Genomic DNA, 14,938 nt, shown 5'->3' on the forward strand with positions numbered 1-14,938 from the left:
TTAACTAATTGTATCATAATTTTATATAGAAGGGATGTTTCTGATAGATAAATATGCTTAGTATATAATTTAAATTATGAAGAATTTTAAACTTGTTTCTGACTATAAGCCATCTGGCGACCAACCCCAAGCAATTAATAAATTAATTCAGGGGTTAAAAGAGGGCAAAAAACATCAAGTTTTATTAGGCGTTACAGGGTCTGGTAAAACATTCACCTTGGCCAATGTTATTCAAAATAGCAATAGACCCGCTTTAGTGATTAGTCATAATAAAACTTTAGCTAGCCAATTATATAACGAACTTAAAGAACTATTTCCCGAAAATAAAGTTGAGTACTTTGTTTCATATTTTGATTATTATCGTCCTGAATCTTATTTGCCTAAAGATAATTTGTTTATTGAAAAGTCATCTACAATTAATAAGGAAATTGAATCAATGAGAATTTCAGCTTTTAATTCATTACTCAATAGAAGGGACACTATTGTTGTCGCATCTGTTGCAGCAATTTATGGTGCTTTTAATCCACATGAGTACAAGAAATATTTACTAAATATTTATGTCGGAATGGGCATAAGCATCAAGGAAATAAAATATTCATTAGTACAAATGGGTTATCAAAATAAAAAGATCTATCCTGATATTGAATTTGGTGAATTTTCTGCATATGGTTCTGTCTTAACAATATGCCCTGGTTATAAGCATAATGGCCAAATAAGAATAGAAGTTAATGAAAATAATATAATTGAGAGCATTAAAATAATTAATTCTATAACTAAGGATGTTATTGAAATTATTAGCAGTACTACCATTTTTCCATGTACCACTTATATCATGAATAAAGATTGAATTCAAATGATATCTGCGGAGATTAAAGATGAATTATCTAGCCAGCTAGATTTTTTCAAATCGAATAACAAACTCCTTGAGTATGAAAGGCTAAATGAGCGCATTAATGCTGACATTGCTTCTATTGAAGATTTTGGTTATACAAAAGGCATGGAAAATTATTCAAGATATCTTGATCGTAGACTGCCGGGCCAAAAACCTTATACAATGTTTGATTATTTACCAAAGGATGCTGTGATTTACATCGATGAAAGTCACTTATTATTACCGCAATTGGAAGGAATGTATCTCGGTGATAAATCGAGAAAAGATACTCTTGTTGAATATGGTTACCGTTTACCATCTGCTCTTGATAATAGGCCATTAAAATATGAAGAATTTTTTGAGTATGATTTTCCTCGCATTTATATGTCTGCAACACCAAGCAAAAAAAGAGAAATTGAATATGCTAATGGTGAGGTTATTACACAGATTATTAGGCCAACTGGGCTGTTGGATCCAGAAATCGAGATTATGCTTAAAGAGAATCAACAAGCCAAAATATATGATTTACTAAAATTGCAGATTCAAAGAAACGAAAGAACATTAATATTAACCTTGACAAAAGAAAGCGCAGAAGAATTTTCGGATTTTTTAAAAGAAAAAAAATTTAAATCAGCTTACATTCATCATGAATTAGAAATTTTTGAAAGAAATGCTATTCTAGCGGGCCTTCGCATGGGAAAGTTTGACGTTGTAATAGGAATTAATTTATTGAAAGAGGGCATTGATTTACCTGAAGTTAGTTTAATTATTGTTTTGGATGCTGATTTAAACGGATTTTCAAGAGATACATCTTCGCTTATTCAAATTGTTGGTAGAGCCGCAAGAAACGACCATGGAAAAGTAGTTTTCTTTGCTGATAAAGTTTCTGAAGCAATGAAAGAAACTATAGATGATAATTTAAAAAAGAGAGAAATTCAAATAAAGTTTAACAAAGAACACAATATTATTCCAAAAACAGTTATTAAACCGATTCCCAAAATTAATGTTGATCTTATTTTAAATTCTAAATTTGGTAATGATTATAAATTAAAGGCTAAAAAGTCATACATTAATGAATTAATTAGAGAGATGCAGCTAGCTTCAAAGAAATGAGATTTTGCAAAAGCTCAGGAAATAAAGGATTTGTTATTTGAATTAGGTTATGATTTTGATAAAAAATAGCTTAAATTAAAAACAAAAATTTATAATTTTATTTTTTTAAAATTTTATAGTAAATATTGTAAATTTAAAAGAGGATAAACCTAAACTATATATCTCCTAGATGATATTTTTTATAAAGTAGTAAAATTTATATTATGAAAAATAAAAGCAAAAAGATGAAAATATTATTATCACTATGTGCATCACCACTTGTGTTGTTGCCATTGATTGCTGCAAGTTGCGGTAATAAAAATAATAATGATGTTGATCATAGCAAAAAGCCAGAAGAAAAGGAAAGCCAAGAAAAAGATAATGGAAATAATGACCAGGACTTAAAACAAAATCCTGAAAAAGAAAAAAAAGAAGAAGGAAATAAGGATACAAAGGACCCTGGCCAAGATAAGGGCAACGATAGTAAAGAACAAAATAATGGATCAAGTGATTCTTCATCTACTCCACTACCAAAGAATCCTGGTGAAACTGAGCATAATAAAGATGATGAAAAGAAAGACAAAGAACCTTTGCAACCTGATCCAAGTGGCGACAATAAGGTTAAATATGGACATTGAAATATTTTAAATTTCACGGGTGATTTAACAAAACAAGAAAAGAAAACCAAAAGAATTGCTTATCTAGCAAAACAAGAAAATTTTGATGTTTTGGGCCTAACTGAGGTTGATAATGCCGATGGTGTTAAAAATATTGTTGATGAAATGAATAAATTATCAAGTTCAAATATGTATGCATACATAGCTTCGGAGAAATTGAAAGGCGATAAATTTGGACCTAATGTTGCAGAGCATGTAGCAGTTATATATAACACAAAAGAAATGGAACCAGAAGCATTCTCAAATGGCAAAATTGGCTATAGTTATACACAAGAATTTACTATTAGTCCTAGCAGTGAAAAGGCTCAATATGCAAGACCTCCCTATGGTATAAAATTTAAATATAAATTAAAACCAGATGTTAAACTAACTTTTGTATTCGATCATTTTGACGCTCCAGGAGCTTCTAAGTCAAATAGGGCAATCGGTGAAAAAACAAATAAAGGGGTTGGAACATTCGAATATAGAGAGGGCCAACAACTAGTTAATGTATTAGATTATTTTGATTCAATAGATGGACCTCAAAGCAATATTTTCTTTGGTGGAGACACTAATATAAAACACGGAAAACAATCATTTGTTTTTAGTACACTTGAAGGAAAATATAAGTCTGTGTTTGGTGACACCGACAAATTTAGCACATCACTTGGTACAAGCAAAAGATTCTCAGAACCATATGATAAACTTTTTTATAAAACCGATTATAAACTTGAAGAATCTGGCATCTTTGATATTTATAAAACAAAAGAGGATAGCAAACTTGTTGAAGAATTAACAAAATTGGGAATTGAAATTGGTCAAGATGAAAAAATTCGAAACGGTTCTGTGCTTTCGGATCATACTTATGTGTGGGCTGAGTTCCTAATTAAATAAAGCGTAGACCGCTTTATTTTTTTTAATTTCTTATAGAAATAAAAAAAGTTGCTAAAATTATTTTAATTAAATTCTTATAAGATTTCAATGAATAATTTTGATATGGGGGAATATGAACAAAATAAATTTTTTTGCACTAGGTGGATTGGATGAAAATGGTAAAAACTCTTATGTTTTGGAGATTAATGAAAAACTTTTTATTATTAATTCAGGAACTAAGGTGCCAATAAATTCGCATAACGGGATTGATACTTTAATTTGCAATTATGATTACCTTGTAAAGAGAGAGAAAGATATTGTCGGAGTGTTTATAACCGACGTTAAAAATGAATCATTTTCTGCTATTCCTTGATTATTAATGAGAATTCCCAACCTAAAAATTTATACAAGTCCATTTAATCGTATTGTTATTATGGATAGAATTTCAAAATATAATATCAATAATCATAGTTATGATGTAAAAACAATTAGCATGCCTATTGAATTTAATGATGTAGTTGTTACTCCTTTTGATCTAGCTGGTGGATTGATTGGACAAATAGGTTTTAACTTCGAATATAAGGATGGAAATATTCTCTTTATGGCAAATTTTGTTGATGGAGACTTGGGCCCTTATGGGAAAACTGATGTTCCTAAAATTAGACAAATTATCAATAATGGAAAGAAATTGCAGTTATTAATCTTAGATTCCGGGCATTCGAATTACCCTGGAAGAAGTATAGATAAACTTTGAATTTCAAAAAAAATTGAATATAAATTCAAGGAAACCCCTAATAACAAGAGAATAGTAGTTGGTTTGTATGATGAAGATATGATAACAGCACACGAAGTTTTAGTTCTAGCCAAAAGATATAATCGTCCTGTTGTTACATATGGAAGAAATTATTCGCAATTTATTAATTTAGTATCAAAAATTAATCCAGATCTTCAATTACCAGAATTCATTGATTATCGTGTTGCTAATGAAACAAAGAATGCAGTAATTCTTGTTACTGGCGCTATTGAAAGGCTATATTTAAGATTTATTAGAATCGCATCAAATAATGACGTTTATTTAAAACTTAGATCTGATGATGCAGTAATAATAATTGCGCCTCCTGTAAATGGCCTTGAAGTTAATTACGCATTGACATTAGATGAAATAGCAAGAAACACACCAAATTTAATTGAATTAAGCTCAGATCAGTATTATTCATGTAATCCTGCTAAAGAAGATATATATAATATAATCAAAACATTAAAACCAAAATATTTTATTCCTATACAAGGACTTTATCGTTATTTAGTGGTTGCATCTCATGTAGCGCGTGATGCAGGAATGAATTTTGGCAATTGTATAATTTTGCAAAATGGTAAAGTGGCAGAATTTTTAAACAATGAGCTTATATCCCAAAAACATTCTATTAAATCTGTTGGGGATACAATTATCGACGGTTTTGGCGTTGGCGATATTTCTCAGGAAGTAATTAATGAACGCGAAAATCTTTCGAGAGACGGAGTTATTGCAATAAGCACTTTAGTTGATTATAAAACCAAACAACCAATTGGCCAACTTCATATTTCTTCTTATGGTATAATCACTAAAGACAATAAAGAAACTATTACCTTAATTGTTAATGACATGGTTTCCAAAGAATTTAAGGATAAAAAGGCTAATGATATTGATTTAAAAGAAATACAGGAAAAATTACGGAAAAGTATAAAAAGAAAAATATTTAAGGTGCTATCAAAAGAACCAATGATTGTTATAACTTTATATGAAATTTAGAGGATAATATGGCATCAGAAGCAAATATTGAAAATGATACAAAACAAGAGCAAATTCCTAAAAAAATAAAAAGAAAAAAGACATATTTTTGATCCAAAGACAAACCTTTTATTTGGACTATGATATGTTTTATAGTTGTGTTTTTTACTGTTGTATCTTTTTTAAATGTTAAGGGCTTGACGACAATACATACATACACTTTTGGAATGTTTTTTGGTTTATTTTCTCCTATTTTTTTTCTATATTTGTTTTTTTTAGCAATTAAGAATATCTTTAAAATGAAAAACACATATTCTGTTGGTGTTTTCCATTTTAGCTTATGGCGGCTTTTGTTTATTTTTATTGCGCTAATTTTATTGGGCACATCAATTTATTATGCTAAATTGAAGCCGGCACCATATAATTCTAAAAATGCTTTTTTAGCAATATTTGATAAATGATATTCTGATTTTAAGAATGAACAAAATTTATGATTGCCAAATAAATGAAATGCAGGTTTAATTAATTCATTTATATATGTGGCGATGGCTTTTCCTGGTAATAAGATTGGAATTGTTTTATCGTTTATCATTCCTATCATTATTTTGGTAATTAGCTTATGTTTCTTTTTTATTAGTGATTTAAAATTGAAGAAAATATCACTAAGAAATAAAAAGCTAAAAAGAGATATGGAAGTAAATAATCTTAATGTTAACTTAGATAAGAAAGATATTTTTTCTGAAGATAATGCCACCAGGGAGACAATACTGATTGATGATACATCAATAGTACAAAGTCAAGAAGTATACATTCTTGATGATAGTGCCTTAAGTGATTCGAGAGAGGTAACTGCTGATAGTATATGTATAATTCCAGATGAACCTGATTTTAGCACGCAGGAATTTGAAGCATCAATGTATGATGATCAGAATCGAGAAAATATTACTAATGGCTTAATTGATGAGCAAAACATTAGTACTCTAAATTCTGGTGATTTGGATATTAATCCGGCGGGCCTAAAAAAAATTGATGAGCAACAAAAAATATTGATTGATAAACAAGAAGAATCTGTTGTTTTAAAAAATGAGGAAGTTAATAAAAAAGAAAATATTTTTGATCAGGATGATCTAGGCATTGAAAAAAAGAAAGATTTTAAAATTAATAGTGCTATTAATAATAAGAAGCAATATGAAAAGCCAAAACAAAACTTTACTTTGATAAAAGATAAAGAAGATCTATTTTAAGGAATAATTAAGATATGAATGAAAGTACTTTGGAACAAAACAAATTCAAGAAAATAGACTGAAATAAAATTTTTTCCAACCAAATTAATACTTTATACGAACCATTAGCATTTAATATTAAGCCAGCTCTTGATAAAATTTTTGAGGAAGAAGTCTATAAGAATAATGAAAACGAAATTAAAATTGTTGATGAAAATATTAATAAAATAAAAGAACTAGAGCAAGAAATTATCAAGAACAAGAAGGAAAACAAAATTAATTCTAGGAAATTCGTTAATGGTTTGATAATTTTTCTTTTCTTTTTAATAATAGGTTTATTTTTTATCCCTATTTTTAATAATAATAAAAAAACTATTAAAGATTTCAAAGAATTCAAAAGTAAAAAGCTATCTATTATTCAAACAAAAATAAATGAAAATAATAGTATACTAGCAACAATTTTTAATAAGTATTCAATGTTGGAATGAAAAAATAAAGTTTTAGCACTAATGGATATTAAAAAAATATATGGAATTTTTGAAAAGGAATTTAGTCCTATTTTTAATAGAGATGACTTTTACGGTTTTAGTGCGATTGAAAAATATAAAGTTAGAAATTCTTATTTTTATGATGTTTTATATAACATTGAGGAATGACGAGATGTTGTAACGCGAGGCGTTGGATATATTACTGTTAGGACTAAGGACTCGTGAGTAGAAGAAGCTGTTTATGCCTATCATACAGAGCCTACACCATTTATAGTACCCATGCATGCCTTAAATATTCCAACAAATTATCGTCCTGATCTAAGCTTTATTGAAACTCGAGAATATTTAAACGAGAAAGAATATAATAAGCTTTTTAGAAAAGGAGAATTTTTACTCGAAAGACCGGATTTTTATCAAAATTACAATTTTAATTATGATAATCAAATTGGTTTTATAGACTATTTTAAGGTTAAAACGCAAGAAAATTTTATTAACTATGCGCAATATTTTGGTTATCCAGGACCACTATTTAGTAAGTATAAAAATAATATATTGCTTTCAAGAGTTTATAATGAGGAAAAAATCGGTTATTCCTCATTGCATAATTGGATGGGATTTTTATTTGATTTAAATAATTTGATTACTATTGGCGACATATATTCAAGAATGCTTTTAATCATTGCAAATAATTTAATACCTGTATTTAAGGCAATAACTAAGGCATACTTAAATCCAAATATTGCATCAGAAAAATATGAAAAACGGGGCGAGAGATATTTATCCGATTATGTTTATGAAGATGCTAGTGTTAGTGAGGATAAAACAGACTTTTTTAATTATTTTGATGTAATTAATAAAGCAATTACTGGAAATAAGTTTTCAATGAAAACAAAAGATAATGCTCGTGAATTATATGTTAAATATGTAGAACAAATTATTGATAGAGAATATAAGAAAGATACTGGAATAAAGCGCTCAAATGCCCTTATTTTAAAGATTAGTATTGATTCATATTGAAAAGAGCAACTTATTGATGAAGTATATAAAAGTGGGATTATTATTAAGGTGCCATTTGAAAGGTTTCATTTATTTACAGAAGAAAAATTTATTATTTGAATTCCTTCTGTTTCCTTAAACGAAGATAATGATTTTGTATCATATGGTGATCTGTTTCGAGAAAATTCAATTTCAAATTCATTTATGGATGCAGCGAAATATACAGATAAATATTTAGCCTTTAATAAGAGCTTGCATAATAATAGAAGTGATGAACTAGATGATTGCCTTTTGTTTGTTAACAGAATAAAAAAATCGCTTATTGCTAATAAAGATTATAAAATATCAATTGATAGCAACGGTACATATATTTATATAAATGAAAAAATTAGTGAAGATGAGATAAATAAAATTTTTGCTATGTTTAGATAGTATAATTATTTAATCATAAAGGAGGCAATATGCTATTTGATTCAAGAACACCTCAATCAAATGAAGGGTTTAAGCCTAATGTTGATAATTCAATCAAAATTCCACAACCAACTAAAGGTGAAAGAACGTTATTTATAATTTTATGTATTATAACAATCGGAATAATACTATTAGTTGCCATTCGCAAAAGAAATGAACTACTTGAAAGAATGAATAGAATTCAAGAGGCATCTTCTCTTATTCAAGCGGCTGAAAAGAAAAGAAGAGCAACATTGATTAAACAACTTGATGTTGTTAAAGGATATGCCGAATATGAACAATCAACTCAGAAAGAAATAATTAAACTACGTTCACAATTAGTTGACATAGAGGGAGAAAAGGACGTTGCAAAAGTATCAGATACGTTAAATTCAGTTCAAAGAGCAATTAATATTCAAATTGAACAATATCCAAATCTAAAAGCTGATAGATCATATCTTCAATTTCAAACCGAAATTGCTATTCAAGAAGATGAAATTTATGCAACTATTAGAAACTATAATGCTCAAGCAAGAAGTTTTAATGCTGAAATTTATAAATTTTGAACAAACATTGTTGCTAATAAGAACAATATTTATAACCAACCACTATTTCAAGCCAGTGAAGTAGAAAGACAAGATGTTGATACTAGCAGTTTAACAGGCGCGTTTAAATAATAAAAATATCAAAACAAATCAAACACGGTCAAAAAATCCAGGCACACTTGTGCCCGGATTTTTTAAAATTAAATTTAATCATGTGCGATAGTCAAATATAAAAGAACAGATTAGATCTTTTTAAACAAATAAGGGATTGCGCCCATGGCATTTAAAAGCAGTATTTAAAAGAAGCTAGCAGCTTTAAAATATAAAAAAATATGTAAAAAATATATATTTTAGCAAAAGGTAATTTAATATAAAAAGTGGCAAAGTCCTAAAAAAGGAACTGGTTTCAAAAAGGCCAAGAACTAAAAAATAATAACAATTTACGAAAAGTAGGAGAAGAAAAGGATTTAAATTTTGCACTTGTTGATTATGTAAAGATAGAGATATGTTAAAAATTGTAGTTACTGATGTTTTTGTATATTAGAATACTAAAAAATATATTAATAAAGTTGTGTTTATTTGCATTTTATTCCTTAAAATGAAAAGAAAAATATCACTTGTTAGGCAGAACAACATATTAATTAGAAAATTTTACATTTATTAATATTAACCATGCTTACATAAAACTATTTTTTCATGACTTTTTGATATAATTTATTTATTATAATTGCAAAGCAATTATATTGTAAGGAGAAAAAATGCCTGAGGAAAAAAAATATGTTGCTAGTGATATTCAAGTTCTTGAAGGGTTAGATCCTGTACGTGTTAGACCAGGAATGTATATTGGCTCAACCGGCTATAGAGGAATTCATCATCTCATTTGGGAAATTTTAGATAACTCGGTTGATGAGGCAATGGCTGGTTATGCTACTGAGATAAGCGTTACCTTGCATAAGGATAATTTTATTGAGATTGAGGATAATGGACGTGGCATGCCTGTCGACATCCATCCTTCAACACAAAAATCTGCTGTTGAAACAATCTTAACAGTTTTGCATGCTGGCGGAAAGTTTGACTCAAGCAACTATAAAGTTAGTGGTGGGTTACACGGTGTTGGAGCCTCTGTGGTTAATGCCTTAAGTGATTCTTTTGAAGTTTGAGTAAAAAGAGCAGGTAAATTACATTATCAAAAATATGAAAATGGCGGAAAACCCATTGATGATTTAAGAGTTATTGGTGAAGTTCCTATCGGTGAAACTGGCACAAGAATTAAATTCCATCCTGATTATACAGTTATGGATAAAATAGATTTTGATTTTAGTACTATTAGCGATCATATTAAGCAGGTGGCTTATTTGAATAAGAGCCTTATGTTTAACCTAATTGATTTAACAAAAGATACTAAAAAAACTTTTTGTTTTGATGGGGGTATTGTTGACTACGTCAAAGAACTTAATAAAGGTAAAAAGACTATAAACCCAGAAGTTATTTATGCCTTAGGCACATTTAGTGATGTTGACAAACCAACTGAGGAGCAGATTGCTAATAACAAACCGCCTAAGCAAGTTGAAATTTTAGTAGAGGTTGCTTTTCAATATAATGAAGCCTATCAATCAACAGTTATTTCATATGCTAATAATATTCAAACTACTGAGGGCGGGACACATGAAAATGGGTTCTATGATTCTATAGTAAGAATCTTTAATAAATATGCTGAGGAAAATAGATTGTTTAAGGGAAATGAAAAAATAAGCAAAGAGGATTCTAAAGAAGGACTTATTGCAGTTATTTCTATTAAGCATAGTGATCCTGTTTTTGATGGTCAAACAAAATCAAAATTTGGCTCAGCAAATGCACGTTATGCAACGAACAAAGTCGTTTCAGAGTCTTTAGAAAGATATTTAGCTGAAAATCCTAATATTGCTAAAAATATTATTAACAAATGTTTGCAATCGCAACGTGCTAGATTAGCTGCTAATGCTGCCAAGGAAGCTTCAAGAAAAAAAGATGGGTTGGAATTTAGCGGTCTTCCTGGAAAACTTGCCGACTGTTCATCTAAGAATGCGGAAATAAGAGAATTATTTATTGTCGAAGGGAATTCTGCTGGTGGCTCAGCGAAAGGCGGAAGGGATAGATCTATTCAAGCTATACTGCCTTTAAGAGGAAAGGTAATAAATGCTGAAAAAAATGATAAGGTTAAATTTTTATCAAATCAAGAAATTCAGACCATTATTCATGCTTTAGGTACTGGTATTGGACATGATTTTAATATTAATAAACTAAAATATCACAAAATTATTATTATGACTGACGCTGACGTTGATGGTGCTCATATTTCAACATTGCTATTAACCTTCTTTTATCGTTATTTAAAACCGCTGATTGAATATGGTTTTGTATATATAGCCTTACCTCCACTATATAAAATAGTTGCAGGAAAGAGAGTTGAATACGCCTACAACGATGCTCAAAAAGAAGAAATATTAAGCAAATTTGATGATAGAAAAGCTATCTCTATACAACGCTATAAAGGGCTTGGAGAAATGGATGCTGAACAGTTGTGAGAAACCACTATGAATCCTGATGCTAGAAAAATGCTTCAGGTACAAATTAATGATGTAGCTGTTTGCGACCGCGTATTTACAACACTAATGGGTGAAGAAGTTGAACCAAGACATGACTTTATTGAAGAAAATGCTAAATATGTATCTAATATTGATTTTTAAGGAATAAGAATGAAGTTAGTTAAAAATCAAGGATATACCAACACCACATATTTTGATGAAGAAAATAAACAATTCATTAAAATAAAAAAGTTTGATTCTTTCAATCATAAGACACCTAATAGTATTTTAAATTGTTTTAGTTTCGTTCCTAAAACAATATCCGAAGATGAAACCATGGTTATTAATGAATGAATTCCAGGAGATATCCTAAATCCAAATACATTAACAAATGAACAATTAAAAGAGATAGGTAATAAATTGATTACTCTTCATAATTCGAAATTAAAGTTTTATAAGGAAAATCAAATAGCTAGAAGGTTTAAGGTTTATCGCGAAACAATATCTAAGTTAGGACGTAAAATTCCAATTTTAGACAAACATTACAAAAAAATTAACTTATTTTTAAAAAATATTGATAATTCAGCTCCTGTTCATAATGATTTATGATTATTTAACTTTATCGACAATGAAAAAGGGATATTTATAACAGATTGAGAGTATGCAACAATGGGCGATGTACATTTTGATTTAGCATATTTTATTGAATCATCAAATCTTAGCAAGGAACAGGAAAAAATATTTTTGGATGCTTATGGAGATGATTTTGAACATAAATATTTACTTGCTCATAAAATTATAGTTAATGCATTAATTGTTTTATGAATAAATAAACATGCAATAAAACCATTTGATGACAAACTTTATCTAGATAGGGTTGATAAGTTAATAGTTGAATATGATAAAGAATATAAGGCAAATTTATAAAGAAGATCTATGTATTTAGAAGAAAAAAACAATCATATTATTGATAATTCGCATTTGTTTGAAATTGAAAGAATGTTTGAAATGATTAGAACTACTTTTGATGAAGAAGTTGCAAAGAGAATTTCTCATGTCCGTTTTTATCGTCATGAATTAAATAAGACATATTTTATTGCTAAGTATAATAATCTTTGAGTACAAATAAGAATACCTAAACATAAATTTGATGCTGAATGTGAGAATGAATTTATTGTTATTAAACATTTTAAGGATTATATTTTTGCTAAAGACGGAATATATATAAAAAAATGATTTCCAGGTGAAGATTTATTTCATATAAAATTTAAAAAGGTCACTATTTATTCAATATTTAATTGTGTAAAGAGTTTTCATGAGTGTAATATTGAGGTGCAAAAATTTAATTGAAATAAGTTTATTATTCAAGACAAAAAATATCATGAATTGCTTCATAAGTACAAAAATGAAGAACAGGTTTTGAGCCACAATAATATCCAAAAACATAATATTATAGTTAACAAGTATAACTTTGTTAAGTTGGTGGATATGGATAGCGTATCTCTTAACTCCCCATATTTTGATTTTGTACTACTGCACATTAACATTGGAATTGATAAAAAAATGATTATTGACTATTTTAATTTAGACAAGGATGTTTTTGATGATTACATATATTTGGTTAATACATACCGCGAGGCAGAATATAAGAGTGATTATCGTTATTTAACAATTAATAAGGATATAATTCCTGAGTCCCTAAATGTATATAAAACTAGAACCTCAATAATTAACAACAAATTTATTGTGCATAAGCACCACAATCAATTTGATAACCGTCTTAAAATTAAGACAATTGAAGATTTTTATTTTGTTCCAACTTTTATTTATGAAGATGAGAATAAAATTATTTGAAGATGGCTAACTAGAAAGGATAAATTTCAATTAACTCATAGAACTATTAAGATATTGGCTAAAATTATGAGAACCTATCACGATTCAAATGTTCAATTCCCTAACTACATATTGTATGAAAAAATAAAGTGATATTTGGATAATGTAAATAAAAAAGATTTAGTTATTGAAATTGGTAGTAATGATCTCATCTCTCAGATTGTAAACTGAATAAAAGAAATTGAGATTGATGCAAATTGTCATAATAATCTTAATTTTGAAAATATTTTATGAGATGATAATCAAGGTATTTATGTGATTGACTGATCAATTGCTTATCGCAGTTCTAGATATTTAGATATTGCATTTATGTTTGAAAATTTAAAAGTTAATAAAAATATTGAGGAACAATTTTGACGATCATATAATAAACATAAACCACTAGATTTTTATAGATATCGTATTATGGCATTATTTGTTCATTATTTGCAAAATAAGGTTTTAAATAATGATGATAAATTAGTTAGAAATATAGCTAATAGAATTAAAGAAATTTTAATTGAAGATAAGAGCTAAAACATATATAGGAGTAGTTAATGAGAAAGAATAACAAAAAAATCGAGTCTAAAGGTGATATGAATAATTCTTTATCGGCAAAACCTAAAAAGAATATTAAAAAACTATTGACAACTATTTTTATGTATTCTGGAATAATTGCATCAATTGGTGTAATTTCTGGTGTTTCGATATTTTATTCAACAAATCAGTCGAGAAGTGTAAATTACTTATATGATAGCGAACGTGATGTTAAATTCGAAAAGAGCGAAAAATCTGAAAACAACACAATTTCAACATTTGTGCTTGAAAAGGAAATACCAGCAAGCGAATTGTTTGATTTGGACAAGAAAGTTGAAATATCGAATCAAAATGGAGAATATGGAGTTCATCTTTTGACAAACTACTCGTTTTATAAGACTGGCTATAATTTAGATAGTTATTTTGATAATAAGAAATTTGTGTTTGCTTTAGATAAAAATTCCGATAAGGAAATTGCAGTGGTAAAGCTGCAAGATGAGTTTAAAAAATTTAAAGATAAAAATAAATATGACATTGATTTTAAATATTTTATTCAACAATTAACTAGTTTAAAGCTAGCTATTTCATATTATTTTACTATGAACAATAAAACATTTTTTATTGAAAATAAGAAGAATGTTACTGGTTTTGAAATAAAGACATTATTTTCTAAAATACACGAATACTTTAGAAATGTTGTGGCAAAAAAAGAAATTAAGAATGAAGACTTTATTTTCAAAATAAATGTTATCAATAAAAACGGAATAATAGATAAGGTGAAATTTTTAGTGAAATTTTCATTTGAAACAATAGAATCTAAAAGCGATTCGAAGCAAGAAAAAAAGAATTAAAAAGCAAGGCAAATATACCAAAACAATCTTAGCATGTAAACAAAAACCTCTTAATTAAGATGGTTTTTTGTTTTTCATTTCTAAAATTTTATTTTTTTATAAATGAAAATATAGTGCTTATTTTTTTATGTCTATGCTATATAAATAATAAA

At 28.0% G+C, this 14,938-nt stretch carries 10 protein-coding genes; all 10 read left to right on the forward strand.

Annotation, left to right across the window (positions count from 1 at the left end):
• Positions 1–76 precede the first annotated feature (76 nt).
• The 10 genes from uvrB to ACWXVU_RS01685 all read left to right on the forward strand — a co-directional run bounded on the left by uvrB (position 77) and on the right by ACWXVU_RS01685 (position 14,786).
• On the forward strand, positions 77–2,053 hold the full coding sequence (gene uvrB / locus ACWXVU_RS01640; RefSeq protein ID WP_456012039.1) for an excinuclease ABC subunit UvrB: 1,977 nt from the start codon (positions 77–79) through the stop codon (positions 2,051–2,053).
• A 134-nt stretch (positions 2,054–2,187) separates the two neighbouring features.
• A complete protein-coding gene (locus tag ACWXVU_RS01645; protein WP_456012040.1) occupies positions 2,188–3,513 on the forward strand; it encodes an MnuA family membrane nuclease in 1,326 nt (441 codons plus the stop codon).
• A 112-nt stretch (positions 3,514–3,625) separates the two neighbouring features.
• Positions 3,626–5,281 carry a ribonuclease J gene (locus tag ACWXVU_RS01650; protein WP_456012041.1) on the forward strand — a complete coding sequence of 552 codons (1,656 nt, stop codon included), beginning with the start codon at positions 3,626–3,628 and terminating at the stop codon, positions 5,279–5,281.
• Between the two features lie 278 nt (positions 5,282–5,559).
• Positions 5,560–6,504 (forward strand): hypothetical protein, encoded by a 945-nt coding sequence (locus ACWXVU_RS01655; RefSeq protein ID WP_455965966.1) that lies wholly within the window; start codon positions 5,560–5,562, stop codon positions 6,502–6,504.
• 14 nt (positions 6,505–6,518) lie between these two features.
• Entirely contained in the window at positions 6,519–8,399 is a 1,881-nt protein-coding gene (locus tag ACWXVU_RS01660; RefSeq protein ID WP_456012042.1) for a hypothetical protein, read from the forward strand.
• Between the two features lie 29 nt (positions 8,400–8,428).
• Positions 8,429–9,094, forward strand: a complete 666-nt coding sequence (locus ACWXVU_RS01665) for a LemA family protein (protein ID WP_444704914.1) — start codon at positions 8,429–8,431, stop codon at positions 9,092–9,094.
• 626 nt (positions 9,095–9,720) lie between these two features.
• Complete coding sequence (gene gyrB, locus ACWXVU_RS01670; protein ID WP_438340523.1) at positions 9,721–11,688, forward strand: DNA topoisomerase (ATP-hydrolyzing) subunit B; 1,968 nt, start codon at positions 9,721–9,723, stop codon at positions 11,686–11,688.
• A 9-nt stretch (positions 11,689–11,697) separates the two neighbouring features.
• Positions 11,698–12,453: a phosphotransferase family protein gene (locus ACWXVU_RS01675; protein WP_444704915.1), complete on the forward strand. Its 756-nt coding sequence runs from the start codon at positions 11,698–11,700 to the stop codon at positions 12,451–12,453.
• A gap of 9 nt (positions 12,454–12,462) precedes the next feature.
• Entirely contained in the window at positions 12,463–13,935 is a 1,473-nt protein-coding gene (locus ACWXVU_RS01680) for a hypothetical protein (protein WP_456012043.1), read from the forward strand.
• Positions 13,936–13,955: 20 nt separating this feature from the next.
• A complete protein-coding gene (locus tag ACWXVU_RS01685) occupies positions 13,956–14,786 on the forward strand; it encodes a hypothetical protein (protein ID WP_455965976.1) in 831 nt (276 codons plus the stop codon).
• Positions 14,787–14,938: the final 152 nt, after the last annotated feature.

This window comes from Mycoplasma sp. 2575, assembly GCF_053851635.1.